This window comes from Pseudomonas sp. PSB11 (assembly GCF_014596605.1).
Taxonomy (GTDB): Bacteria; Pseudomonadota; Gammaproteobacteria; order Pseudomonadales; family Pseudomonadaceae; genus Aquipseudomonas; species Aquipseudomonas umsongensis.
This window is the reverse complement of the sequence record NZ_NOIO01000015.1, coordinates 1-25,334: the sequence shown is the minus strand read 5'-3', so window position 1 is coordinate 25,334 and position 25,334 is coordinate 1. Positions and strand designations below refer to the sequence as shown.

Annotated in this window: 20 protein-coding genes, 5 tRNA genes and 2 pseudogenes; 15 read left to right on the top strand and 12 right to left on the bottom strand. The window is 60.1% G+C overall.

The features are described from left to right. Nucleotides 1–20: 20 nt before the first annotated feature. The 9 genes and pseudogenes from CGA21_RS17705 (at nt 21) to CGA21_RS17665 (ending at nt 11,517) form a co-directional block, all read left to right on the top strand. Nucleotides 21–3,299 (top strand): EAL domain-containing protein, encoded by a 3,279-nt coding sequence (locus CGA21_RS17705; protein ID WP_110749188.1) that lies wholly within the window; start codon nt 21–23, stop codon nt 3,297–3,299. A 273-nt stretch (nt 3,300–3,572) separates the two neighbouring features. Beyond that, a pseudogene (locus CGA21_RS17700) lies at nt 3,573–5,036 on the top strand (PAAR domain-containing protein). Then, complete coding sequence (locus CGA21_RS17695; RefSeq protein ID WP_188264705.1) at nt 5,033–5,650, top strand: hypothetical protein; 618 nt, start codon at nt 5,033–5,035, stop codon at nt 5,648–5,650. Before CGA21_RS17700 ends, CGA21_RS17695 begins: the two are co-directional and overlap by 4 nt. Nucleotides 5,651–5,776: 126 nt before the next feature. Next, the gene (locus tag CGA21_RS17690; protein WP_188264704.1) at nt 5,777–6,400 is read left to right on the top strand and encodes a CDP-alcohol phosphatidyltransferase family protein; all 624 of its coding nucleotides are present in this window, start codon (nt 5,777–5,779) and stop codon (nt 6,398–6,400) included. Nucleotides 6,401–6,410: 10 nt separating this feature from the next. After that, nucleotides 6,411–8,165 (top strand): bifunctional alpha/beta hydrolase/class I SAM-dependent methyltransferase, encoded by a 1,755-nt coding sequence (locus CGA21_RS17685; protein ID WP_188264703.1) that lies wholly within the window; start codon nt 6,411–6,413, stop codon nt 8,163–8,165. Then, a complete protein-coding gene (locus CGA21_RS17680) occupies nt 8,165–9,508 on the top strand; it encodes a phosphatase PAP2/dual specificity phosphatase family protein (RefSeq protein ID WP_188264702.1) in 1,344 nt (447 codons plus the stop codon). Before CGA21_RS17685 ends, CGA21_RS17680 begins: the two co-directional genes overlap by 1 nt. Further along, nucleotides 9,498–9,953, top strand: a complete 456-nt coding sequence (locus tag CGA21_RS17675; protein WP_033042383.1) for a hypothetical protein — start codon at nt 9,498–9,500, stop codon at nt 9,951–9,953. The genes CGA21_RS17680 and CGA21_RS17675 overlap by 11 nt, the downstream gene beginning before the upstream one ends. Before the next feature lie 9 nt (nt 9,954–9,962). After that, on the top strand, nt 9,963–10,583 hold the full coding sequence (locus CGA21_RS17670; protein ID WP_020795500.1) for a lysophospholipid acyltransferase family protein: 621 nt from the start codon (nt 9,963–9,965) through the stop codon (nt 10,581–10,583). 1 nt (nt 10,584) lies between these two features. Further along, the gene (locus tag CGA21_RS17665; protein WP_188264701.1) at nt 10,585–11,517 is read left to right on the top strand and encodes a phosphatidate cytidylyltransferase; all 933 of its coding nucleotides are present in this window, start codon (nt 10,585–10,587) and stop codon (nt 11,515–11,517) included. 96 nt (nt 11,518–11,613) lie between these two features. Here the strand turns inward: CGA21_RS17665 and CGA21_RS17660 are convergent, their stop codons facing one another. From CGA21_RS17660 to gltX, 10 genes are all read right to left on the bottom strand, one after another. Continuing rightward, nucleotides 11,614–12,063 carry an Hsp20 family protein gene (locus CGA21_RS17660; protein ID WP_020795502.1) on the bottom strand — a complete coding sequence of 150 codons (450 nt, stop codon included), beginning with the start codon at nt 12,061–12,063 and terminating at the stop codon, nt 11,614–11,616. A 133-nt stretch (nt 12,064–12,196) separates the two neighbouring features. Continuing rightward, complete coding sequence (locus tag CGA21_RS17655) at nt 12,197–13,156, bottom strand: tRNA dihydrouridine synthase (RefSeq protein WP_110749203.1); 960 nt, start codon at nt 13,154–13,156, stop codon at nt 12,197–12,199. Between the two features lie 172 nt (nt 13,157–13,328). Beyond that, nucleotides 13,329–13,766, bottom strand: coding sequence for an acyl-CoA thioesterase (locus tag CGA21_RS17650; RefSeq protein ID WP_008056333.1), 438 nt, complete (start codon nt 13,764–13,766; stop codon nt 13,329–13,331). Nucleotides 13,767–13,815: 49 nt separating this feature from the next. Beyond that, nucleotides 13,816–14,649 carry an alpha/beta fold hydrolase gene (locus CGA21_RS17645; RefSeq protein ID WP_020795505.1) on the bottom strand — a complete coding sequence of 278 codons (834 nt, stop codon included), beginning with the start codon at nt 14,647–14,649 and terminating at the stop codon, nt 13,816–13,818. A gap of 29 nt (nt 14,650–14,678) precedes the next feature. Next, nucleotides 14,679–15,218: a TetR/AcrR family transcriptional regulator gene (locus CGA21_RS17640; protein WP_020795506.1), complete on the bottom strand. Its 540-nt coding sequence runs from the start codon at nt 15,216–15,218 to the stop codon at nt 14,679–14,681. A gap of 184 nt (nt 15,219–15,402) precedes the next feature. Further along, nucleotides 15,403–15,478, bottom strand: a tRNA-Glu gene (locus CGA21_RS17635). A gap of 79 nt (nt 15,479–15,557) precedes the next feature. Then, nucleotides 15,558–15,633 (bottom strand) — tRNA-Ala (locus tag CGA21_RS17630). Nucleotides 15,634–15,686: 53 nt separating this feature from the next. Beyond that, nucleotides 15,687–15,762 (bottom strand) — tRNA-Glu (locus CGA21_RS17625). Nucleotides 15,763–15,841: 79 nt separating this feature from the next. Then, a tRNA-Ala gene (locus tag CGA21_RS17620) sits at nt 15,842–15,917 on the bottom strand. Nucleotides 15,918–16,179: 262 nt separating this feature from the next. Then, nucleotides 16,180–17,661, bottom strand: a complete 1,482-nt coding sequence (gene gltX / locus CGA21_RS17615; protein ID WP_020795507.1) for a glutamate--tRNA ligase — start codon at nt 17,659–17,661, stop codon at nt 16,180–16,182. Nucleotides 17,662–17,881: 220 nt separating this feature from the next. Between gltX and CGA21_RS17610 the strand changes: the two genes are divergently transcribed. Beyond that, nucleotides 17,882–18,970, top strand: coding sequence for an HlyD family secretion protein (locus CGA21_RS17610; protein ID WP_110749205.1), 1,089 nt, complete (start codon nt 17,882–17,884; stop codon nt 18,968–18,970). A gap of 49 nt (nt 18,971–19,019) precedes the next feature. Next, on the top strand, nt 19,020–20,510 hold the full coding sequence (locus tag CGA21_RS17605) for an MDR family MFS transporter (protein WP_177411591.1): 1,491 nt from the start codon (nt 19,020–19,022) through the stop codon (nt 20,508–20,510). Between the two features lie 105 nt (nt 20,511–20,615). On the opposite strand, the gene uvrB is transcribed toward CGA21_RS17605, so the two are convergent. Next, nucleotides 20,616–22,631 (bottom strand): excinuclease ABC subunit UvrB, encoded by a 2,016-nt coding sequence (gene uvrB / locus CGA21_RS17600; RefSeq protein ID WP_188264700.1) that lies wholly within the window; start codon nt 22,629–22,631, stop codon nt 20,616–20,618. A 336-nt stretch (nt 22,632–22,967) separates the two neighbouring features. Between uvrB and CGA21_RS17595 the strand changes: the two genes are divergently transcribed. The 3 genes and pseudogenes from CGA21_RS17595 to CGA21_RS17585 all read left to right on the top strand — a co-directional run bounded on the left by CGA21_RS17595 (nt 22,968) and on the right by CGA21_RS17585 (nt 24,617). After that, nucleotides 22,968–24,164, top strand: a complete 1,197-nt coding sequence (locus CGA21_RS17595; RefSeq protein ID WP_033042130.1) for an amino acid aminotransferase — start codon at nt 22,968–22,970, stop codon at nt 24,162–24,164. A gap of 123 nt (nt 24,165–24,287) precedes the next feature. Beyond that, nucleotides 24,288–24,371, top strand: a pseudogene (locus CGA21_RS29980) (outer membrane lipoprotein carrier protein LolA); the annotation flags it as partial. Nucleotides 24,372–24,413: 42 nt separating this feature from the next. Next, the gene (locus CGA21_RS17585) at nt 24,414–24,617 is read left to right on the top strand and encodes a hypothetical protein (protein WP_020795512.1); all 204 of its coding nucleotides are present in this window, start codon (nt 24,414–24,416) and stop codon (nt 24,615–24,617) included. On the opposite strand, the gene CGA21_RS17580 is transcribed toward CGA21_RS17585, so the two are convergent. Next, nucleotides 24,614–24,844 (bottom strand): hypothetical protein, encoded by a 231-nt coding sequence (locus CGA21_RS17580; protein ID WP_110749209.1) that lies wholly within the window; start codon nt 24,842–24,844, stop codon nt 24,614–24,616. The two genes, CGA21_RS17585 and CGA21_RS17580, sit on opposite strands and share 4 nt — an antisense overlap. Nucleotides 24,845–25,074: 230 nt before the next feature. Between CGA21_RS17580 and CGA21_RS17575 the strand changes: the two genes are divergently transcribed. Then, nucleotides 25,075–25,150 (top strand) — tRNA-Asn (locus tag CGA21_RS17575). The last annotated feature ends 184 nt before the right edge of the window (nt 25,151–25,334 follow it).

Below are 25,334 nucleotides of genomic sequence, written 5' to 3'. Positions count from 1 at the left end.
ATTCAGCTCAAGGCTTGCCAATGCCGAAATCTGTTGACCGTATTCCGCCGATGCCGCGCATCCAGGCGCTTGACCCGAAAAGCTCCGAACAAAGCTGGGAAAGTGCCTCGCAATTGCTGGCCGCGCTCAATGGCGCACGGCTGGGCGCGTGGTATTGGGATATCGAGCGTGGGCAGATCAGTTGGTCCCGGGGCACGCAGGCGCTGTTTGGCTTCGATCCCCGGCAACCGTTGCCGGCCGACCTCGAATACCTCGACTTGCTGCCTGCCGAAGATCGGGCAAAGACCCTTCGCGCCTTCCATGCCGTGATCGCAGGCGCACCGCTCGAGCAAGCGATGCACCACCGCGTTCGCTGGCCCGACGGCAGCCTGCATTGGCTGGAGATCAGCGGCAGCCTGCTGCCGGACAAACTCGGCCGCCCCCGAATGATTGGCGTAATCCGCGAAATCACCCACCAGCGCCTGCGCGAACAGGCGCTGAGCAGTTCGGAAAAACGCTTCGCGACGCTGTTTCACCTGTGCCCGAACATGGTCCTGCTGACGCGCCAGGATGACGGCCTGATCACCGAAGCCAACCAGTATTTCGAAAGCCTGTTCGGCTGGCCGGTACAGGACGCGATCGGCCGCACCACGCTGGAACTGGGCCTCTGGGTGCACCCCGAGCAACGCGCCCAATTGGTCAAGGCCACCAAGGCCAAGGGCGAGCTGACCAATATGGAGGTGCAGTTTCGCGCCAGCAACGGGCAGGTCCACGATGGCATCCTCAGTGCGCAAAAGGTCGAACTCGAAGGCCAGCCCTACCTGCTGAGCACCTTCCTCGACACCACAGAACGCAAAGCGGCCGAACACGCCCTCAAAGACAGCCAGGAGCGCCTCGACCTGGCCCTGGACTCGGCGCAACTGGGCACCTGGGACTGGCACATACCCAGCGGCATGCTGTATGGCTCGGCGCGCGCCGCCCAGTTGCACGGCATGGAGCCCGTTCCATTCCATGAATCCTTCGACGACTTTTTCGAAGGCGTGCCCGGCGAAGAACGCGACACCATGCGCGATGCGTACCGCAGCCTGCGCGAAGGCCCGGCCGGCAACTATCAGCTGACCTATCGGGTGCAAATGCCGGATGGCAGCTCTCGCTACCTGGAAAGCCGCGCCCGCCTCTACCGCGATGAAAACGGTGTCCCCCTGCGCATGGCCGGCACCTTGCTCGACATCACCGACCAGGTCGAGCGCGAACAGCGACTGATAGCGTCCGAAGAGAAATTCGCTACCCTGTTCCAGGTCAGCCCGGACCCGATCTGCGTGACGCGCCAGGACACCGGCCAATTCATCGAGATCAATTCCAGCTTCACCCAGACCTTTGGCTGGAGCGCCGCCGACGTGATCGGCCGCAGCGCCGACGAAATCGGCCTGTGGGACGCTTCGGCAAAAAGCCTGCAGCGGATCGAACAGGTGATTCGCGAACAAGGCCTGAACAATGTGGCAATCCTCGTCCAGCACAAGGATGGGCAATCGCTGACCTGCGTGATTTCCAGCCGTCAGATCAGCGTCAGCGAACAGTCCTGCATCGTTACCACCTTGCGCGACATCACCCAGCAGCAACGCTCGGAAGCGGCGCTCAAGGCCAGCGAAGAGAAGTTCGCCAAGGCCTTCCACTCAAGCCCCGACGCCATCACCATCACCGAACGCGATACCGGACGCTATCTGGAGGTCAACGACGGCTTTTGCCGCCTGACCGGCTACCGCGCCGATGAAGTGATCGGCCGTACCGTGTATCAGGTAGGGATCTGGGCCGAAGAGAAACAACGCTCGATGCTGCTGGCTGAGCTGCAGATCAAGGGCCGGGTACATCACCAGGAAATGCTCGGGCGCAACAAACGCGGCGAATTGCTGACAGTAGAAGTGTCGGTGGAGCCAATCACCCTCAACGAAACCGCGTGCCTGCTATTGACCGCGCGGGACGTCAGCCTGCTGAAAAATGCCGAGGCGCAGATCCGCCACCTGGCCTACCACGACCCGCTGACCAACCTGCCCAACCGCGCACTGCTGATGGATCGCCTGAGCCAGCAGATCGCCCTGCTCAAGCGCCACAACCTGCGCGGCGCCTTGATGTTCCTCGACCTCGACCACTTCAAGCACATCAACGATTCCCTCGGTCATCCGGTAGGCGATACGGTGCTGAAAATCATCACCGCACGCCTGGAAGCCAGCGTGCGCATGGAAGACACCGTCGCGCGCCTGGGCGGCGATGAGTTCGTGGTGCTGCTCAGCGGCCTCGAAGGCTCGCGCAACGAGGTCAGCGCTCAGGTCTGCGAGCTGGCCGATACCATTCGTGAGCTGCTGTCTGAACCGATGTTCCTCGACGGTCAGCGCCTGCAGGTGACGCCAAGTATCGGCATTGCGTTGATTCCCGACCATGGGTCCACGCCGACCGACCTGCTCAAGCGTGCCGATATCGCCCTGTATCGCGCCAAGGATTCAGGGCGCAATACCGCGCAGATGTACCACAACACCATGCAGAAGGCCGCAAGCGAGCGCCTGCGCATGGAAACCGACCTGCGCCTGGCGCTGTCGCGCGGCGAGTTTCGCGTGCACTATCAACCCCAGGTGGACGCCCGGGATAACCGCATTGTCGGTGCCGAAGCGCTGGTGCGCTGGAACCATCCGGAGCTCGGCGCGCAGTCGCCCACCGAGTTCATCAAGGTGCTGGAAGACAGCGGGTTGATCCTGGAAGTTGGCACCTGGATCGTCGACGAAGCCTGCCAGGCCTTCAGGCAACTGATCGCCGATGGCCGGGTGGACCCGCTGAAATTCAGCCTGTGCGTCAACATCAGCCCGCGCCAATTCCGCCAGAATGACTTCGTCGAACGCATCGAAAGCAGCCTCGCCACCTACGGCCTGCCCAGCTCGCTACTGAAGCTGGAAATCACCGAAGGCATCGTCATCCAGAACCTGGAAGACACCATCAACAAGATGCTGCGCCTGAAAAAACTCGGCGTGAGCTTTGCCATGGACGATTTCGGCACCGGTTATTCCTCGCTGACCTACCTCAAGCGCCTGCCGGTCGACACCCTGAAAATCGACCAGTCATTCATTCGCGACGCTACCACCGACCCCAACGACGCCGAGATCATCCGCGCCATCGTCGCCATGGCCCGCAGCCTCGGGCTGAAAATCATCGCCGAAGGGGTGGAGACCTCGGAACAGCTTGAGTTTTTGCAGGGGCTGGGCTGCCATCTCTATCAGGGGTATCTGCATAGCCGGCCGCTGCCGGTGGAAGACCTGCAAAAACTGCTCCTGTAGGAGCGAGCATGCTCCGGGCGGCGTTCCGACGATGGTCGTCAACGATAACGCTGGAAACCTGACACCCCGCGGCGCTCTCAGGTTCATCGCGAGCATGCTCGCTCCTACAAAAATCCCCACCATCGATTCAATCCCTCTTTCCTACATACATTCCGGAAACGTCTGATTTACGCCTGACAGCCTCGTATAGAAACCTTGCGTTGCACTTTGCCTTGCCTCCAATCCTTCGGAGGCAGACGCAATTTGATGGCCAACAGACAAGGAGTTGCAGCTATGGCTAAGGGGTATTTCATTCGCAAGGGCGACAAGACCACTTGCGGCGGCGAGGTGCTGGAAGCTGATACCCGCGTCATGATGTTCGGCTTCGCCCATGCTCGCGCAGGGGATCGGGTTTCCTGTGGCAAAAACGACGAAACCTACGAAATCATCGGCGGCATCTCGTTCATCAACAGTCACGGCAGACTGGTGGCGGGATCGTTGGACAGCCGCAGCAGCTGTCCCTGCAAGGCCGGGCTCATTCCTTCGCTTACCAACTCCACCTATGAGTCCAGACAGGATGCTGCGCCGCCAGTCGCGAGGGGTGCACCTCCGCAGGAGGCCCCGCCCGCTACCACCAACAATCCAGTCGCGCCGCGACAATCCAGCTTCACGTCAGCACGAGCACCCTCACCGACGCTCAGCGAACGGCCAGGGACGGTCTGTGAAAACCTGTGGCGCGGGTATCAGCAAAGGGTCGAAAACGTCGTGGCACCCGGCGGCAAGTTGATCGCCGACCCGAAGGCGCGCAACAAGGCGATCAATGCCGCTTACGCCCAGCTGTGGCGCCACGATCCGTGGTTTCAGTGGGCCGGGTTGGCAGCCTTCGCCTCCAAGCAGGTGGGCTGTGGCTTGCTGCACGCGGCTGACACGATCGAGAAAATGCAGGCGGAAGAGGAGGCAATGCAGCAACTGAAGGACAGCAGCAGGCAAGGGTTGGCGGGGTTGCTCAGCCCCAGTGAGTGGGAAAAACGCGCGATCATTCGCGAGTTTGAGCAGCGCCAACGCGAGTACGAGGAGGCCAATCGTGACAACCCGGTGTGGGGCTTCACCCATTGGGGGGCCGAGAGTCCGTTGTATTACTCGCAACGGATGTACCGGTTTGTGTAAGAGATGCTGGCGATGGGCAATACCTCGCTGTTCTTAGATGTGTATCCGTTGCATGTGTTCTACCAAGAGCGGGGGTTAGAGGCGCTGAAGGATTGCCTGGCTTCTCGGAAAAACATCTATGGCAGTAGTCAGCATCCGGTGCTGTGGCCGGTCGGACAAAAAACACTAGAGTTCGGTACTAGTCAGAAGGAAATTCTCCTGGCTTTCGAGGCTATTGAAGCCGGTAACATCGCCGAAAGCGTTGAGCATCTGGCTTGGCACGAGCAGCGGAACATTCTGCAACCGGCGATGTACAGCGACTGGCGGCTCAACGCGCTGTTGCGCAGTAACCATTTTTCCTACGTCATTGGAATCCCGGCCGGCGCTGCCGAAGCCGTCGAGCTGACGTTGGCCAGTCAGTGCCGGCGCATCGATGACGGACGCACCATTGGATTCAGCAACAGCATCAATGCCAACCTTGCCGATATCAATCAGCGCATGCCCTTCGTGCTCAGGGCGGCGAAGCAGTTTGATGATCTGCTGCAAAGCGAACAGAGCGAGCAGATTGAGCGGTCGATTCGGGATATCGCCCTGGGTGGTGGCGTGCGATGAGCCTGCTGAAGCGCGTGGGCTGGCGACGGGGTGCGTTGGCACTGGCAGTCGCGACCCTCCTGATAGTGGTGGCTACACAAACACTTTCGGATGAGCCGGAAATCGCCTTGCTGATTGGCGAACCTTGGGAAAATATGCGCAAGCGCTCCACCGCAGCGATTGATCCAGCCATCGCCGGCCATTTTTGGGGGCGTTTGCCTAAGTCGGACGCTCGCCTTCGTTTCATCGATTCTCAGTATGGGTTCATAACTCCGCTGGCGCGCTACTTCACGGTTACCTTCAACCGTGACGAGTCAATCAACGGTGTCAATATGTCCCCACAAATAGAGCCACTATTGCTCGACGACACCCTCAAGGTCGTACTGGATCTGCAAGAGCAATGGCGTACAGCCGGCTGGGTACCCATCCGCGTCGAAGAAGACCCACCATTCGCTGACACTCCACTCTGGCGAGCCCAATTGCGCGACGAGAACAAGGGCGGAACATCCTATTGGCATGCTGGCGACAAGTACCAGGTGATGCTGGTGGTCAATCGCTTCTTGGATTACAGGCATCCCACCGAGGAGCGCTACCTCATCAAGCTGTCACTGGCCACGCCATGGACGAATCCCTGACGTTGCGATATCGCGAAAGAGCAAGCCTTGAACATTAAACCCACGCACCAGGGGCCGCCCCCAAATCCATCCCCGGATGCCATCTACACTCAGTAACCATATCGCCTCCGCCGAGATCTCATCAACGTGCCCAGCATCTACCAGATCAAACCTGCATTCCAAAACCTCCTGCGCCCACTGGTCCGGCGCCTGTTCGACAAAGGCACCACCGCCAACCAGATCACCCTGATCGCCGGCATCGGCTCAATCCTGGTGGGCGTGCTGATCGCAGGTTTCGTGCATCACCCCTGGATATTCGTGCTGGTTCCGATCTGGATGCTGGTGCGCATGGCGCTCAACGCCATCGACGGTATGCTGGCTCGAGAATTCGACCAGCAGTCGCACTTGGGGGCCTATCTCAACGAGTTGTGCGATATCACCGCTGACTGCGCCTTGATCCTGCCCTTTGCCCTGCTGCCCGGCGTCAGCCTGTGGCTGGTGCTGCTGGTGACCTTGCTCGCCTTGTTCAGCGAATACAGCGGCGTGCTGGGACCGATGGTCGGTGCTTCGCGGCGCTATGACGGGCCCATGGGCAAAAGTGACCGGGCTTTCGTGTTGGGGGTCGTGGCCGCTGGCATCGTAGCGGGCTGGATCAGCCCATTCTGGATCAACGCGGTGTTCGCGATCATCGCGATGCTGCTGGCTTATACCGTGGTCAACCGGGTCCGCCAGGGCCTCAGGGAAGCACAAATCGACAGCTCTTCAGCCTAAGGAAATGGCAATGCGCGAAGCACAGGAACAGACCTTCACCACCCACGACGGTGTGCAATTGTTTTACCGCCACTGGCCCGGCCCCCCAGAACCGGGAACCCCACGCAAGGCCGTACTGCTGTTCCACCGCGGCCACGAGCATTCCGGGCGTATTGCCCACCTGGTGGATGAACTGGACCTGCCCGGCTTCGATTTTTTCGCCTGGGATGCCCGGGGCCATGGCCTTTCACCAGGCGCTCGGGGCGACAGCCCCAGCTTTGCCACCAGCGTGCGGGACGTGCAGACCTTCTGCGAGCACCTGAGCGCGTCCTACCAGATCGTTGAGGAAAACCTCGCGGTGATCGCTCAGAGCGTCGGCGCCGTGATCGTCGCCACTTGGGCCCACGATTACGCACCGCGCATACGGGCGCTGGTGCTGGCGTCTCCGGCGTTCAAGGTCAAGCTCTATGTGCCCTTCGCCCGCCAGGGCTTGGCACTGATGCGCCGGTGGCGCGGTAACTTTTTCGTCAACAGCTACGTCAAGGCGCGCTTTCTCAGCCATGACCCGCAGCGCGTCGCCAGCTACGACAGCGACCCGCTGATCACCAAGGCCATTTCAGTGAATGTCCTGCTCGGCCTGTACGAGGCCGCCGATCGCGTGGTGGCCGATGCCCAGGCCATAACGATACCCACTCAGTTGTTGATATCCGGGGCCGACTTCGTCGTGCATCGCCAACCCCAGGAACAGTTTTTCGAGCGCCTGGGCACTCTGCACAAGGAAAAACATGTGCTGCCGGGGTTCTTCCACGACACCTTGGGTGAAAAGAACCGTGGACACGCCGTCGCCAGCGCACGACGCTTCATCCTGCAGAACTTCGCGCAACCAAGCGACCGCCCTTCCCTGCTGGCCGCCGATCGCCTGGGCCTGACCTGCGCCGAATCCGAATCATTGGCCGCGCCGCTGCCGCGCAACTCCCTGCGCGAGCTGTATTGGCGCATGACCCGCGCCAGCATGCGCCTGGGTAGCCGACTGTCGTCCGGGATCAAACTGGGCTTCGACACCGGCTTCGACTCCGGCAGCACCCTGGACTATGTCTATCGCAATACCCCCACGGGCACCTCGGCTGTCGGCCGCATGATCGATCGCAACTACCTCGACTCCATCGGCTGGCGCGGCATTCGCCAACGCAAGCTGCACGTCGAAGAACTGCTGCGCCTGGCGATGCAGCAATTACGCGACCAGGGCCGCGAAGTGCGCATCGTCGACATCGCCGCCGGACACGGGCGCTACATTCTCGAAGCCTTGCAGGGTGTCAGCCCGTTACCCGAGTCGATCCTGTTGCGCGACTACAGCGACATCAACGTGCGCGACGGAAGCGCGTTGATCCGCGAAAAAGGCCTGGAAGGGATCGCTCGGTTCGTCAAGGGCGACGCCTTCGACCGTGCCGACCTGGCTGCGCTGGATCCAAAACCTAGCCTGGCGGTGGTCTCCGGACTGTACGAGCTGTTCGCCGACAATCAGATGGTCAGTGCTTCCCTGGCGGGCTTGGCGGACGCGGTGGAACCTGGCGGATACCTGGTCTACACCGGCCAACCCTGGCACCCGCAACTGGAACTGATCGCCCGAGCCTTGACCAGCCACCGTGAAGGCCAAGCCTGGGTAATGCGCCGACGCACCCAAGCGGAGATGGACCAACTGGTGGAGGCGGCCGGCTTTCGCAAGGTCGGCATGCGCGTCGACGAATGGGGTATTTTCAGCGTGGCTCTCGCGCAACGGGTGTCTTGATGCTGCTCAGTGCAACGACGGCACGCGAGCCTGGTCTGCTCAAACCTGCGGTGCTCTGGCTGCTGCTCCTGGCGCCGTTGTTCTTCGGCACCTACGGTTTCGCCACCTGGTTCACCACCCAGCGCGACGATGTTGGCAGCCTGGTGTTCGGCTGGGAAAACCACATGCCGTTCTGGGCCTGGAGCATCGTCCCGTACTGGTCTATCGACTTGCTGTACGGGTTGTCCCTGTTGTTGCCCAACAGTCGCGAAGAACTCAAGCGGCACGCCTTGCGCCTGTTGACCGCGCAACTCATTGCGGTCAGTTGCTTTCTGATCTGGCCGTTGCGCTTCACCTTCGCCCGACCGGAACTGGACGGTGTATTTGGTTGGCTGTTCGACGTACTGGCCGGTTTCGACAAGCCGTTCAATCAGGCGCCATCGCTGCACATTGCGCTGTTGGTCATCCTGTGGACCTGCTATCACAAGCACTTGCAGGGCCTATGGCGCGGATTGATGCATGTCTGGTTTACCCTGATCGGGCTCTCGGTGCTGACCACTTACCAGCACCACTTCATTGATCTGCCAAGCGGAGCGCTGCTGGGCTGGTTGTGTGTCTGGCTATGGCCGCTGGAGGGACCAGGGCCTCTGCACGGTGCCCGGCTGGCGACCGTAAAAAAACGCTGGAGACTGGCGTTGTACTACCTGTCGGGAGCTGCCGTGTTCGCCGCCCCGGCCTTCTACTTAGGGGGGGCCTGGCTGTGGCTGGCTTGGCCTGCGATGGCCTTGCTGTTGGTATCGCTCAATTACGCCGTACTCGACGCAGGAGGTTTTCAAAAGCGTGCCGATGGACGCCTGTCCCCCGCCGCGCGCTGGTTGCTGATGCCCTACGTGGCTGCCGCCTGGCTCAACTCGCGCCTGTGGACCCGCAACAATCCGCAGCCCGACCAGGTGCTCGATGGTGTCTGGCTCGGGCGCATACCGACCCGTCGGGAACTCAAGGGCAGCACCTTTACTGCAGTGTTCGATCTGTGCGCCGAGCTGTCGCTTGATCCGGGGACCGTCGCCTACCGCACACTGCCTGTCCTGGATTTGACCGCCCCCACCACCGCGCAATGCCAGGAAGCCGCACTGGCTATCGAAAGCCTGCGCCAGCACGGACCGCTCCTGGTCTGCTGCGCCTTGGGCTATTCGCGCAGCGCCACGGCCGTAGCCGCCTGGCTGTTGCACACCGGGCGGGCCAGCAGTGTTGCCGAAGCCTTTTTGTTGATCCAGCGCGCGCGCCCGGGAATTGTCCTGGGGCCCTTTCACCGAGAGGCGCTAGAGCCGCTGGCGACCCACATGGAGGCACGCGGTGTCCATTGATATGCAATTGCAGGTGACAGCCAGTCTGTTGCGTCGTGGCGACATGCTGGATCGACTGTCCAACGGGCTTACCTTGTTGGGCGCCTTGTTCGGCCTGAGCCAGTCCCTCCTGGACGGCCAGGGGTTCTGGAGCGCGACCTGCAGCGGTGGGCTGCTGTTGCTCGGCCTGGGGCAAAAATACTGGGCGCTGCGGGTGGCATTCGATGCCGATCTGTTCCAACGCCTTGCCGAGCGAGCTGAAAACCTTCCGGAGCACACCCTGTCCCTGGATCAAGCCCTGACAACGCTGAACCTGCAGCCCGCCGAGCATGGCGGGCGCCCCTGGAGCGAGCGTATCACCGGCGCCCTGAAGCTGTTGCGCAACCAGGCGCTGCTGGTGGCGGCACAGGTGCTGTTGACCCTGTTTTTCATTCTGGCCGACCCTTGGCTGAACTTTGCCGGATAAGGAGTTCCCATGCTCGAACCCGTGGTTGCCACCCTCATCACCTCGGCCGCGCGCATACTGACCGGCGCGCGCAGCCTGTGGCTCGGCTGCGCACCGGAACCTGTACAGCGTATCTACTTTGCCAACCACAGCAGCCATGGCGATTTCGTCCTGCTGTGGGCCTCGCTGCCGCCGACCCTGCGCACCATCACCCGGCCCGTGGCAGGCTCGGACTACTGGCTGAAAAGCCCGTTGCGGCGCTACATCATCAACCAGGTGTTCAACGGCGTACTGGTTGACCGTGAACGCAAGGAACCCGCCGACAATCCCTTGCAACCGATGCTCGATGCCCTGGAAAACGGCGACTCGCTGATCATTTTTCCCGAAGGCACGCGTAACCCCGATGAGGGTTTATTGCCGTTCAAGAGTGGGCTTTACCACCTGGCAAGGCAATATCCCCAGGCGCAGTTGATCCCGGTGTGGATCGCCAACCTCAACCGCGTCATGCCCAAGGGGCGGGTCCTGCCGCTGCCGCTTTTATGCACCATCAGCTTTGGCGCCGCGTTGACCCTGGACGAAGACGAAAGCAAGACGCACTTTCTCGAACGCAGCCGCGAAGCGCTGCTGAGCCTGGCCGGGGAGCATGCCTGACATGGATAGACAAACCCTGATGTTGTTCGGCGGGATTGGCGCGTTTCTGTTGCTGGCCTCGGTGATCGGTTTCGTTCTCAAGCGACGCACCCATGGCGCCCCCAATCCGGTGATCGACAACCTCAACGCCCGGATTAACGCCTGGTGGGTGATGGTACTGGTGATCGGGATCGCCTTCTGGCTCGGCACCACCGCCGTGATCCTGCTGTTCTACACGGTGTCCTTCTACGCCCTGCGCGAATTCATGACACTCACGCCCACTCGCCGCAGCGACTATCCGGCTTTGGTCGCGGCCTTCTACCTGGCCCTGCCGCTGCAATACCTGCTGATTTACTACGACTGGTACGGGCTGTTCTCGATCTTCATTCCGGTCTACGTGTTCCTGCTCCTGCCGATCCTGGCGTCCCTGGGCGGCGACAGCACGCATTTCCTCGAACGCGCCTCGAAAGTCCAGTGGGGCCTGATGATCGCGGTATTCTGCGTATCCCATGTACCCGCCCTGTTGACCCTCGATATTGCCGGTTACGAGGGGCGCAACCTGCTGTTGATCGCCTATCTGGTGATCGTGGTGCAGATGTCGGATGTCCTGCAGTACGTGTGCGGCAAATTGTTCGGCAAACGCAAGATTGCGCCGAACCTGTCGCCGTCCAAGACCGTGGAAGGTTTTGTCGGGGGCATCCTGCTGGCCTCACTGATCGGCTGCGCCTTGTGGTGGATCACGCCGTTCACTGCCTGGCAGTCGCTGCTCATCGCCCTGCTGATCAACCTGCTGGGTTTCGCTGGCGGCATCGTGATGTCGGCGATCAAGCGCGACCGCGGAGTGAAGGATTGGGGGCATATGATCGAAGGCCATGGCGGCATGCTCGATCGCCTGGATTCGGTGTGTTTTGCCGCACCGATTTTCTTTCATCTGGTTCGGTATGGGTGGACTTGATTAAAAGAAACCGTTCCAAAAAAAAAGACCCCGACAAGTCGGGGTCTTTTGCTTCAGCCGGTCAAGTCGTCCTCAGACAACCCTGCCCGGTCCGACTCAATGCTGCAGAGCCGGTTTTTGTGTCCCGTTGATCGGGATGCGCTTGGCTTTGTCTTCTTCGGGAATCACCCGCAACAGGTCGATACTCAACAAACCGTTGCTCAGGTCGGCGGCCTTGATCTGGATATGGTCCGCCAGGCGGAAGGACAGTTTGAAGGCCCGCTGTGCGATACCCTGGTACAGGTAAGTGACGCCCTCGTTCACTTCACGTTTGCCGCCCCCACTGATGGTCAGCACACCTTTTTCCACTTGCAGCTCCAGGTCTTCTTCCTGGAAGCCGGCGGCCGCTACGACGATGCGGTATTGGTCGTCGCCGTGCTTTTCCACGTTATAAGGTGGGTAGGTGCTGCCTGGCTCGTTGCGCAGGGCGGTTTCGAACAGGTCATTGAAACGGTCGAAGCCAACCGAGGAACGGAACAGTGGTGCCATGGAAAATGCAGTACTCATGATTCAAATCTCCTGAAAACAGATCAGCAAGTTTTTTTGTCTCCGCGACCCGAATTCGGCATCGCGTAATCCTTAGATAGGGACCGCTGATTGGTTTTCAAGAGATTATTTTCTGCATTTTTTACAAAAAATTTCAGGCTGCTTCAGCCACCTGCAGCCCCAGCAGACGCGAAACCTGATCCAGCTCGGTCTCACGGCGCAGGACGCTGAACAACTCGACCGCCTCAGGATAATTGCGGGTCAACATCGCCAGCCACTGCTTCAAGCGGCCCGGCGATTGACGCGCTGTCATCTGAGCCTTGGCCTGCAGCCAGAAATCCTGGATCAGCGGCAGCAGCTCGGCCCAGGTCATCTCGACAACCTCTTCACCGGCCTTCGCCGCCGCGATTTGCCGGGCCAGATCGGGGCGCGAAACCAGGCCGCGACCGAGCATGATGTCTTCCACGCCGCTGATTTCGCGGCAACGGCGCCAGTCTTCGACGCTCCAGATATCACCGTTGGCGAACACCGGCACCTTGACCACGTCCTGTACCCGCGGGATCCACTCCCAGTGGGCAGGTGGCTTGTAGCCGTCAGTCTTGGTCCGGGCGTGGACCACGATATGCTCGGCACCGCCTTCAGCCAGCGCCGTGGCGCAGACCAGCGATCCGTCCGGGCTATCAAAGCCCAGGCGCATCTTGGCCGTTACCGGGATGTGCGCCGGAACGGCGCGACGGACATGCTCGACGATCTGGTTGAGCAGCTCTGGTTCCTTGAGCAGCACAGCGCCGCCCCGGGACTTGTTCACGGTCTTGGCCGGGCAGCCGAAATTGAGGTCGATCACCTCGGAACCCAGCTCGCAGGCCAGCGCGGCGTTTTCCGCCAGGCACACCGGATCGGAACCCAGCAACTGCACGCGCAGCGGCACACCAGAAGCAGTCCGGGCGCCGTTCAGCAGTTCCGGGCCGAATTTATGGAAATAAGCAGGCGTAAGCAGTTGATCGTTGACCCGAATGAACTCGGTCACGCACCAATCGATACCGCCCACTCGGGTCAGCACGTCGCGCAGGATATCGTCGACCAACCCCTCCATGGGTGCCAAGGCAATTTGCATGAAAAACACACTCAACGAAAAACGTGCGGCAGTTTACTGGATATCGCGAGAAATCGCAGAACCCTGTAGGAGCGAGCCTGCTCGCGATGAACCTGAGAGCGCTGCGGGGTGTCAGGTTCCCAGCGTAATCGTTGACGACCATCGCGAGCATGCTCGCTCCTACAGGGGGGTGTCAGGCCGGGGCTTGCAGCGCCGGGCCATAGCCTTCGATGAACTCGGCAGGCATGCGCTTGGGCTTGCCGGTGGACAGCTCGATGCAAACGAACGTGGTTTGCGCGCGCAGCAAGGTCGAATTATCGCTGGGACGCTTCAACTGGAAATGCCGGGTCATTTTCAGGCGCTGGTCCCAATCGACGATCCAGGTCGCCAACTGCAACTCGTCGCCTTCATAGGCGGCCGCCAGGTAATCGATTTCGTGGCGCACCACCGCCATTGCCCGGTCCAGCCGACGGTATTCGACCAGATCCAGGCCGAGGCGCTGGGAGTGGCGCCAGGCACAACGTTCGAGCCAGGTTACGTACACCGCGTTATTGGCGTGCCCCAGCCCGTCGATGTCCTCGGCGCCCACTTGCAGATCAATGATAAACGGCGTTGCCCGATCCCAGCCCATGCCCCACTCCCCGGTCAGATTGATTCGACCGGGGCAGTGTAACGGATGCTCAAGCCGATTGGCGCGATTGCAGGCTGCGACCGGCCAGCAGTGATAACACGCCATCAATCACCCGCGGGTCAGCCAGCACCCGCTGATGACCGCCTTCCTGCAAACGCAGCAGACGACTGTCGAACCAGGCTTCGTGGATCAGTTGTGATTCCTTGACCGGGACATGGGTGTCGTCCTCGGCGTGCACGATCAGGCCAGGCATGTCGAGCTGGTAGTGCGCGACATCCAGCATCGCCGCGCGCATACCGACGTCAGATTCGACCTGGCGGATGAACGCCGAGCGGGCTTTCGGGGGCAGCCCCACGTAGCGGGCGAAACCGCGCAATACCCCGAGAATCCGCGCCGGGGCGGCAATGCTGACCAGGGTTTCGGTGCGCAGGCCCATTTGCACGGCAAGCATGGCACTGGCGCCGCCCATGGAGTGGCCGATGACTGCTTGCAGCGGCGGCAATTCGGCGGCGGCTTCCAGCAGGGCTCGGGCGAACAGCACGACATTCGCCTCGCGCCCGGGCGAGCGACCGTGCGCCGGGCCATCCAAAGCGACAACCGAATACCCGGCATCGACCAGCGCCGTGATCAGGCTGGCAAACTGTGTGGGCCGACCTTCCCAGCCGTGCATCAAAAGCACTGCCGGGCCTTGCCCCCAGCGCAACGCTGAAAGGCCGAAACGCAAAGTAATGCGTTCGGATTTGGCCAGCAGCGGCAGTTCCCAATCACGCGGTGGAAAATCGCGCGGCGTCATGAACGCCAATCGCATTTTGCTCGCCACCAGCTTCGGGGCGAACCAGCCCAAGGTGCCATTAACGCCACGAACCCACTTCAACGTGCTCATCGCATTCTCCCCAGGCCGCAGCCTTCAGGTCAACGCACCGCCGACTTGGCCGCGCGCAGCAAACGATCGGATAAATCACCGGGGCCCAGCGCCCGTGCCAGCGCCAGGCCGCCCACCATCAAGGCCAGATCAGCCAGGGCTTTGTCGGTGTCTTCAGGACTGGCCGCCAATTGCGCGACCATCAACTCCATGTGTTCATTCAGTGCAATTCGAAACGCCTCGGGCAGGCGTCCGAGCTCACCGATCGAGGCCGGGATCGGGCACGCAGACTCGCTGGAATCGCGGTGTTTGCGTGACAGATAAAACGCTGCAACCAACGCGCGACGCTCTTCACCGGTCAACTCGGCATCCATGTCGGCAATCAGGTCACGGCGGTGACCCAGCAACTGCTTGAACGCTTCCAGCATCATCGCGTCCTTGCTTTCGAAGTGCGCATAAAAGCCGCCGACGGTCAGGCCGGCCGCACCCATCACTTCGCCAACGCTTGGCTCGGCCGGACCACGCTGGATCAGCGCGGCGCTGGCTGCCTTGAGAATGCGTTCGCGGGTTTGAGCTTTTTTATCGTTCATCGTTGCCTCCGAATATTACGACTAGAATATTATTCTCATAATAATTTTCTGCAAGTCGTGGATGTGACCGCTGGTCTGAAGAACAGTTTGGGAGAAAGAGGGAGATTTGGCCAAACGCCAGACAAACAAAAGGGCCATTCAATAATTGAATGACCCTTATAAAATCCCGCAGAGCGGGTAATCGTGGCGTCCCCTAGGGGACTCGAACCCCTGTTACCGCCGTGAAAGGGCGGTGTCCTAGGCCACTAGACGAAGGGGACGCAAACCCTTCTATACAATGATCAGCGCTGAGAACTGATCGATTCAAGGCCGGTGTGGCCAGACCTTGAACTGTAAAATTGGTGGAGCTAAGCGGGATCGAACCGCTGACCTCCTGCATGCCATGCAGGCGCTCTCCCAGCTGAGCTATAGCCCCAGATTTTTCGCCTCGCGGCGGAGCGAGATCTTGCAACATCGCTTCTGTAAAACTGGCGTCCCCTAGGGGACTCGAACCCCTGTTACCGCCGTGAAAGGGCGGTGTCCTAGGCCACTAGACGAAGGGGACGCAAACCCTTCTATACAACTGATCAACGCTGAGTGTTGATCGCCTCGAGGCCGGTGTGGCCAGACCTCGAAGTGTAAATTGGTGGAGCTAGACGGGATCGAACCGTCGACCTCTTGCATGCCATGCAAGCGCTCTCCCAGCTGAGCTATAGCCCCTCATCGTTGATGTTGCCGTTGGCTTCATCGCTGAGGACGGGGCGAATCTTAAGGGCGTATCGAAAGTCTGTCAAACTTATTTTTCAAAAAATTTAAAATTTTTTGCCGACATAACAATCACTTACCGCCCTCCCCTCGAAAAATCGGGTTGTTTGCGAGGAACGCAGACCCGTAGGAGCTGCCGAAGGCTGCGATCTTTTGACGTTGGCTTTTAAAAGCAAGATCAAAAGATCGCAGCCTGCGGCAGCTCCTACAGTGGGAATCAGGCAATAGCGCCCAACAGCTTTTCCCACTCCTTGTTTTCTTTCTTCGACACGCCACCCAGCAGGTCGATCGCCTGGCGCAGGCGGAATCGGGTCAGGTCCGGCCCGAGGATTTCCATCGCATCGAGCACCGACACCGAGCTGGCCTGGCCGGTGATCGCGGCGAACATCAGCGGCATGGCATCACGCAGCTTCAACTCCAGGGATTCGACCACTGCCTGAATGGTCGCGGTAATGCTGTCTTTCTCCCACTGGCGCAGGCTTTCGAGCTTCCACAGGATCAACTGCATCAACTGGCGAACCTGATCGCCCGAGAGCTTTTTCGATTCGAACAGCCTGGCGTCCGGATTCACGCCACCGGCAAAGAAGAATCCGGCCAGCGGTGCAACCTGGCTGAACGTCTCGACGCGGCCCTGCACGTGCGGCGCGATCTTCATCATGTATTCGGCATTGAATGCCCACTTCTGCACGCGCGCAGCGAACTCTTCCACCGGCAGGTCACGCAACCACTGGCCGTTGAGCCAGGACAGTTTCTCGATGTCGAAAATCGGTCCGCCGAGGGAGACGCGCTTGAGGTCGAAGTTATCGACCATTTCCTGCAGCGAGAACTTCTCGCGCTCGTCCGGCATCGACCAGCCCATCCGGCCCAAGTAGTTGAGCATCGCTTCGGGCATAAAGCCCATGCGCTCGTAGAACGTCACCGAAGTCGGGTTCTTGCGCTTGGACAGCTTGCTCTTGTCCGGGTTACGCAGCAGCGGCATGTAGCACAGCTCCGGTTGTTCCCAGCCGAAGTATTCGTACAAGAGGATCAGTTTCGGCGCCGATGGCAGCCACTCTTCGCCGCGCAATACGTGGGTGATGCCCATCAGATGGTCATCGACCACGTTGGCCAGGAAGTACGTCGGCAGGCCGTCGGTCTTCATCAGGACTTGCATGTCCATGCGATCCCACGGGATTTCAACGTCGCCACGCAGCATGTCCGGCACCACGCACACGCCTTCGCTCGGCACCTTCATGCGGATCACGTGCGGTTCACCAGCGGCCAGGCGGCGCGCCACTTCTTCCTTGGACAGCAACAGCGCTCGGCCGTCGTATCGTGGGGTTTCGCCACGGGCCATTTGTTCGGCGCGCATCTGGTCCAGCTCTTCGGCGGTGCAGAAGCACGGGAAGGCATGGCCCATGTCAACGAGCTGCTGACAGTACTTCTGATAGATCTCGCCGCGCTCGCTTTGACGATACGGACCGTGGGGACCGCCGACGTCCGGGCCCTCGCTCCAGTCGATACCCAACCAGCGCAGGGCATCGAAAATCTGCTGCTCGGACTCGCGGGTCGAACGCAGCTGGTCGGTGTCTTCGATCCGCAGGATGAACTCACCGCCGTGCTGCTTGGCAAAGCAGTAGTTGAACAATGCGATGTAAGCGGTACCTACGTGGGGGTCCCCGGTAGGCGATGGCGCGATGCGCGTGCGGACGGTGGTCATGGCAAGTCTCGAAAAGAAGATCAAACAAAGGGCGAATGGTAACAGGCGACACCCGCCCCGCTCCAGTGAACAGGGCATTTAAGCCAAGTTTGCGTCTACAACGCCTGTATGCCGTGGTGAATGGCCGAATATCAGCCGATGGCATTTACCGTTTATCGGCTGTGTGCCAGATTCACCAGCTGATAACTTTCCTTACATATTCTCGACTACAGTTTGCCCCATGCCTGCCCAACTCAAGCGTCGCCTGTCCCTCTTCCTGTTGATTGTCCTGCTGATCGCCGGGGGCTTTCTCGCCCATTGGTTTTTCAACGGGCGGTTTTATGAAAGCACCGATAACGCCTATGTCCAAGGCGAAATCACCCGCGTGTCGAGCCAGTTGGGGGCGCGCATCGATGAGGTGTTGGTGCAGGACAACCAGCACGTCGAGAAAGGCCAGTTGCTGATAAGGCTCGAAGGCGATGATTTCCGCCTCGCCGTCGACCGCGCCAATGCGACGCTCGCCACCCGCCAGGCCGAACGCCTGCAAGCCCAGAGCAAACTGACCCAGCAGGCCAGCCTGATTGCCGCCAGCGACGCGCAAGTCGCGTCCAGCCAGGCGAGCCTGGGCCGTTCACAGATAGATCTGACCCGCGCCGAAACCTTGCGCAAGCCCGGTTATGTCTCGGAAGAACGCGTGACCACGCTCTCGGCCGACAACCACATTGCCCGCTCACAGCTGCTCAAGGCCCAGGCGGACGCTCAGGGCCAGCGCCAGCAAATCAACGCGTTGAGTGCCGAAATCAAACGCCTCGACGCGCAGATCGCCAATGCCAGGGCCGACCTGGCCCAGGCCGAGCTGAACCTCTCCCGCAGTGAAATCCATGCACCGATCAGCGGCCTGATCGGCCAGCGTGCCGCGCGCAATGGCCAATACGTGCAGGCCGGCGCCTATCTACTGTCGGTGGTGCCTGATGAAGACATCTGGATTCAGGCCAACTTCAAGGAAACCCAGATTGGCCACATGCAGCCCGGACAGAAAGCCGAGCTGACCTTCGACGCCTACGGCGACACGCCGATCGAAGCCCGGGTCGACAGCCTGTTCGCCGCCTCGGGCGCGCAGTTCAGCCTGTTGCCGCCGGACAATGCCACGGGCAACTTCACCAAAGTCGTGCAACGGATCCCCGTGAAGCTGACCTTCGCCGCCGATAACCCGTTGCGCGGCAAGATCCGCCCGGGCATGTCGGTGACCGCCAAGGTGAATATCAAGGACGCCCCGGAAGATCTCACCACCAAAGTGAGCAGCAAAGACACCCTTGACGATGGCCGGTGATCAACTGATCCGCCCGGTCGGGGAACCGACCCGGCGGGACTGGATCGCGGTGATGAGCGTGATGCTCGGCGCCTTCATGGCGGTGCTCGACATCCAGATCACCAATTCATCGCTCAAGGATATTCAGGGGGCGCTGTCGGCCACCCTGGAAGAAGGCTCGTGGATTTCCACCTCGTACCTGGTGGCGGAAATCATCATGATCCCGCTGACCGCATGGCTGGTTCAGCTGTTATCAGCGCGACGCCTCGCGGTGTGGGTTTCCCTGGGTTTTCTCGTTGCCTCGCTGCTGTGCTCCATGGCCTGGAGCCTGGAAAGCATGATCGTCTTTCGCGCACTGCAGGGCTTCACGGGCGGCGCGCTGATTCCGCTGGCCTTCACCCTGACCCTGATCAAACTTCCCGAACATCACCGCGCCAAAGGCATGGCCATGTTTGCGATGACGGCAACCTTCGCGCCATCGATCGGCCCGACGCTCGGTGGCTGGCTGACGGAAAACTGGGGCTGGGAATACATTTTCTACATCAACATACCGCCTGGCCTGCTCATGATCGCCGGGCTGATGTACGGCCTGGAAAAGAAAGCGGCCCACTGGGAATTGCTTAAAAGCACCGACTACGCCGGCATCGTTACCCTGGGCGTCGGCCTTGGCTGTTTGCAGGTGTTCCTGGAGGAAGGGCATCGCAAGGACTGGCTCGAGTCCAACCTGATCGTGGCCTTGGGCAGCATCGCGCTAATTAGCTTGATCACTTTTGTGATCGTACAGTTTTCCAAGCCCAATCCGCTGATCAACCTCGGCATCCTGGGCAATCGCAACTTCGGTTTATCGAGTATTTCCAGCGTCGGAATGGGGGTTGGCCTGTACGGTTCGATTTATTTGTTACCGCTGTACCTGGCGCAGATCCAAAACTACAACGCCCTGCAGATCGGCGAAGTGATCATGTGGATGGGCGTGCCGCAGCTGTTCCTGATTCCCCTGGTGCCGAAATTGATGAAGGTGGTCTCGCCGAAATGGTTGTGCACGATCGGTTTTGGCTTGTTCGGCCTGGCAAGTTTCTACTCCGGCGTGCTCAACCCGGACTTCGCCGGGCCACAGTTCAACCAGATCCAGATCATTCGCGCATTGGGCCAGCCGCTGATCATGGTCACCATTTCGCTGATCGCCACAGCGTACATCCTGCCCCAGGATGCGGGGTCGGCTTCGAGCCTGTTCAACATCCTGCGTAACCTCGGCGGCGCCATTGGCATCGCCCTCCTCGCCACCCTGCTGGATGCACGGACCAAGACCTATTTTGATTATTTGCGCGAGTCCATCGTGCCAAGCAATCCACAGGTGGCCGAACGCCTGGCCACGTTGACCAACACCCTGGGCAACGAAACAGCGGCTTTGGGCAAACTCAGTGAGATCGCCCACCAGCAGGCGTCAATCATGGCCTACAACGATGCGTTTCATTTTGTCGGGATTGCGCTGGGGATCAGCATGTTGGCGGTGTTGTTGACCAGGACATTGCCGGCAGGGTTGAAGGCTGGGGAAGCACATTGAGACCGAGTCGCGGCCTTCGCGAGCAGGCTCGCTCCCACAGGAATTACGCTAAACCTTGTGGGAGCGAGCCTGCTCGCGAAGAGGCCCGCGCACGCAACGCAAACCTCAGACTGTAATCAAGCGCTCGCGCAACTTGGCAATCTCGTCACGCATCTGCGCCGCCGCTTCGAATTCCAGGTCACGCGCCAACTGGTACATCTTCTCTTCCAACGCCTTGATACGCTTGGCGATCTCACCCGGCGAGCGCAACTCGGCTTCGTACCGGGCGTTTTCCTCGGCGGCCTTGGCCATGCCCTTGCGCTTCTTGCTGCGCGAACCCGGCACGGTGGCGCCTTCCATGATATCGGCAACGTCCTTGAACACGCCCTTGGGCGTGATGCCATTGGCCAGGTTGAAGGCGATCTGCTTGTCGCGGCGACGCTCGGTTTCGCCGATCGCCCGCTCCATGGAGCCAGTGATCCGGTCGGCATACAGAATCGCCCGGCCATTGAGGTTACGCGCCGCCCGACCGATGGTCTGGATCAGCGAACGCTCGGAACGCAGGAAGCCTTCCTTGTCGGCATCGAGGATCGCCACCAGCGACACTTCCGGCATGTCCAGGCCCTCGCGCAGCAAGTTGATCCCCACCAGCACATCGAAGGTGCCAAGGCGCAAGTCGCGGATGATTTCCACCCGCTCCACGGTGTCGATGTCCGAGTGCAGATAGCGTACGCGCACACCGTGATCGGCCAGGTAGTCAGTCAAGTCCTCGGCCATGCGCTTGGTCAGCGTCGTGACCAGCACTCGCTCTTCCAGGGCGACGCGCTTGGTGATTTCCGACAGCAAATCGTCGACCTGGGTCAGTGCCGGGCGGATCTCGATCTGCGGGTCCACCAGACCGGTCGGACGCACCACCATGTCAATGACGCGCCCAGCGTGCTCGGCCTCGTAATTGCCTGGCGTCGCCGAGACAAAAATCGTCTGCGGGCTGATGCTTTCCCACTCATCGAAACGCATCGGCCGATTGTCCAGCGCCGATGGCAGGCGGAAGCCATATTCCACCAACGTCTCTTTACGTGAGCGGTCGCCTTTGTACATGGCGCCCACTTGCGGCACGCTGACGTGGGATTCGTCGATCACCAGCAAAGCGTCGGACGGCAGGTAATCGTACAGGGTCGGCGGCGGCGCCCCGGCTTCGCGACCGGACAGGTAGCGCGAGTAGTTCTCGATGCCATTGCAATAACCCAGCTCAAGAATCATCTCCAGGTCAAACCGGGTGCGCTGTTCCAGGCGCTGCGCCTCCACCAGCTTGTTGTTGGAACGCAGGTAGTCCAGGCGCTCCTGCAACTCGACCTTGATCCCTTCAACGGCATCCAGCAAGGTTTCCCGAGGTGTCACGTAGTGGCTTTTCGGGTAGAAGGTGAAGCGCGGCAGCTTGCGAATGACTTCACCGGTCAACGGATCGAAGGCCGACAGGCTCTCCACTTCGTCATCGAAGAGCTCGATGCGGATCGCTTCGAAATCTGATTCCGCCGGGTGGATATCGATCACATCGCCGCGCACCCGGAACGTCGCACGGGCAAATTCCATGTCGTTGCGGGTGTATTGGAGGTCAGCCAGGCGGCGCAACAATTCACGCTGGTCAAGCTTGTCGCCACGATCCACGTGCAAAACCATCTTCAGATAGGTTTCCGGGCTACCCAGACCGTAGATGCACGACACCGTGGTGACGATGATCGCGTCCTTGCGTTCCAGCAAAGCCTTGGTCGCGGACAGCCGCATCTGCTCGATATGGTCGTTGATCGAGGCGTCTTTCTCGATGAAGGTGTCCGAAGACGGCACGTACGCTTCAGGCTGGTAGTAGTCGTAGTAGGAAACGAAGTACTCGACGGCATTGTTCGGGAAGAACGCCTTGAACTCGCCGTACAACTGCGCCGCCAGGGTCTTGTTCGGCGCCAGTACCAGGGTCGGGCGCTGTACCTGGGCGATCACGTTGGCGATGCTGAAGGTCTTGCCGGAACCTGTCACACCGAGCAAAGTCTGGTGCGCCAGACCGGCCTCAATGCCCTCGACCATCAGGCGGATGGCCTCTGGTTGATCGCCGGCAGGCTCGAAGCGGGTGACTAGCTGGAATTCAGACATGTAAAACCTCTGGGATCACTCTTGCCAGAAAAACCGGCACGAACGAGAAAGACCGCAAACGACCGATGTCGCCCGAGGAAAAAACTGGATTGCGCTCAATGTGGAGCCGATTGCGGGCGCTTTCAAGGTAAACGTCCTACAACGCGTAAAGCCTTTGACGGCGCTAATCGACTAATGGTCGAAAAATAATAGAAAAAACTTACCTTAAAAGCCGATTCGTCTGTCGCCATCCCTCGCGGATGGCCTCTATACTAGCTCCCCGTTTGTGCACCGCTCTAGTGCATTCGGCTGGAGCGCGACACGTCCCTCCATTCTCCATTCAGAGCCGCCGCAAAAATGAGCCTGTTCTCCGCTGTCGAAATGGCACCACGCGATCCAATCCTGGGCCTCAACGAAGCATTTAACGCCGATACCCGTACCAACAAGGTCAACCTGGGAGTCGGTGTTTATTGCAACGAGGAGGGGAAAATCCCACTCCTGCGCGCCGTTGTCGAAGCCGAAACCATTCGCGTCGCTCAACACGCTTCCCGTGGCTACCTGCCAATCGACGGCATCGCCGCCTACGACCAGGCCGTGCAAAAATTGCTGTTTGGCAATGATTCGCCACTGATCGCCGCTGGCCGAGTCATCACCACCCAGGCCGTTGGCGGTACTGGCGCACTGAAAATCGGTGCCGACTTCCTCAAGCAACTGCTGCCGAACGCCGTCGTGGCGATCAGCGACCCAAGCTGGGAAAACCACCGCGCGCTGTTTGAAACCGCCGGCTTCCCGGTGCAGAACTATCGCTACTACGATGCCGCCACCCATGACGTGAACCGTGCTGGTTTGCTGGAAGACCTGAACGCCCTGCCGTCCGGCTCGATCATTGTGTTGCACGCTTGCTGCCACAACCCGACCGGTGTGGACCTGAGCCCAGCGGACTGGAACAACGTTCTGGAAGTGGTAAAAGCCAAGGGTCACGTGCCGTTCCTCGACATGGCATATCAAGGTTTCGGCGACGGCATCGATGAAGACGCCGCTGCCGTGCGCCTGTTCGCCGAATCGGGCCTGACCTTCTTTGTTTCCAGCTCGTTCTCCAAATCGTTCTCGCTGTACGGCGAGCGCGTTGGCGCCCTGTCGATCGTCAGCGAATCGAAAGAAGAAAGCGCGCGCGTACTGTCGCAAGTCAAGCGCGTGATCCGCACCAACTACTCCAACCCGCCAACCCACGGTGCAAGCATCGTCGCCGCCGTACTCAACAGCCCGGAGCTGCGCGCCCAGTGGGAAGCGGAGCTTGCCGAAATGCGCCTGCGCATTCGTGGCATGCGCACGCAAATGGTCGAGACCCTGGCGAAAAACGCGCCGCAGCGTGACTTCAGCTTCGTCGGTCGCCAGCGCGGCATGTTCTCGTACTCTGGCCTGAGCGTTGAACAAGTGCATCGCCTGCGCAATGAGTTCGGCATCTACGCCCTGGACACCGGCCGTATCTGCGTGGCTGCCCTGAACCAGAGCAACATCAAGGTTGTAACGGATGCAATTGTTCAGGTGATCTGATTGGTCTGCTGATGCGAAAAACGGGAAGCCTCTGGCTTCCCGTTTTTTGTTTGGCGCAGATAATTTTCAGCAACCAGAGCGAGCCCTCTAAACTGCACACATCCATCCACTGCAGGAGCGAGCATGCTCGCGATGGTCGTTAACGATGACTCGGAAAACCTGACGCCCCGCGGTGCCCTCAGGTTCTTCGCGAGCATGCTCGCTCCTGCAAGGTGTGGTGTACACCCGAGATTTCTTACGAGAGCCGATATGAAAAACGATGACCTACGCGCTGATCGCGATGACCTGGACGACTTCATCCCCCGCACCCCGGCCAGACAACGCGGCAACAACCTGGTGATGCAAGTCGCTGCCGGCGTGTTTCTCGGCGGCTTGGCCCTGTGGCTGGTGCAACTGGGTGCGACGGCGCTCTACGCCAAACTGATGCTTGGCACCATTACCTTCGGCGGCTAGGAAAGTTCGGTCGCGCGCTGGCTGGCGGCATCGTCATAGGCGACATACAGCGATTCAGCGACCTGGCTCTTGATCGCCTTGGTGCTTTCCAGGCCCAGGACAAAACCCTCGGCCTTGCCCCCTGCACGGTTCAACTCATCGGCGCTGCTGGCCTGGGTGATTGCATCGAACAGTTTTTCGGCGTGCGGGCCGACCCCTTTGGGCAGGCTGATTTGCGCGATGCTCATGGGAATACCCCATTGTGTCGAAGCTTTGTAACGGTCAAGCAAGTCATGGCACGTACCTTATCGGCGAATGGCCGGCAGCGCGTGGAACCACTTCCGGGTCGCCATGTTAGCCCTCGCCAGCAATTCCGGTAACCGCCAATCAGCGATAAATCACCGTCCGTCCCGATGAAACCCCGATTTTACTATCAGGTGCTTGACTTCTCTTTTTGAATCAGTAACATAGGCGCCATTCCGCGATAGCTCAGTTGGTAGAGCAAGTGACTGTTAATCACTGGGTCCCTGGTTCGAGTCCAGGTCGTGGAGCCAGACAGCAATATCGAAAAGCCCCTGAATCGAAAGGTCCAGGGGCTTTTTTGTGGTCGTTGCTTCGTCCTGAATAAGGTTTACACCTTCTGGCTTCTTATCAGGAAGGTGCAATGGATACGGGCACAAAACGCAGTCAACGAGATTACACACTGACTTTTAAATTGTCGGTCGTCGATCAAGTCGA